The following is a 572-nucleotide window of genomic DNA, read 5'->3' on the forward strand; positions in this document are numbered from 1 at the left end:
GAGGATCCGCAGTTCTCGTTGGCGTTGGTGCAGGCCTACAACGATTGGCACATCGATGAGTGGTGTGGCAGTCATCCGGGGCGGTTCATTCCGATGGCGATCCCGGCGATCTGGGATCCGGCGTTGTGTGCCGGGGAGATCCGGCGGGTGGCCGACAAGGGTGTGCATTCGTTGACGTTCACCGAGAACCCGTCGACGCTGGGTTATCCGAGTTTTCATGATTTGGAGTACTGGCGTCCGGTGTGGGAGGCGTTGGTGGAGACCGAGACGGTGATGAATGTGCACATCGGGTCGTCGGGGAAGTTGGCGATCACCGCCCCGGATGCCCCGATGGACGTGATGATCACGTTGCAGCCGATGAACATCGTGCAGGCCGCGGCGGATCTGTTGTGGTCAGCGCCGATCAAGGAGTTCCCGACGCTCAAGATCGCATTGAGTGAGGGTGGTACGGGCTGGATTCCGTATTTCTTGGATCGGGTGGACCGTACCTATGAGATGCATTCGACGTGGACGCATCAGGACTTCGGCGGCAAGTTGCCCTCGGAGGTGTTCAAGGAGCATTTCATGACGTG

General features: G+C 59.6%; 1 protein-coding gene. It reads left to right on the plus strand.

What is annotated here, in order from left to right; all coding sequences use genetic code 11:
- Positions 1 to 572, plus strand: a 572-nt coding sequence (locus AC5Y3P_RS22350) for an amidohydrolase family protein (RefSeq protein ID WP_500048124.1), incomplete at both ends; no start/stop codon positions are given.

The organism is Mycobacterium sp. NGS45 (genome assembly GCF_059812645.1).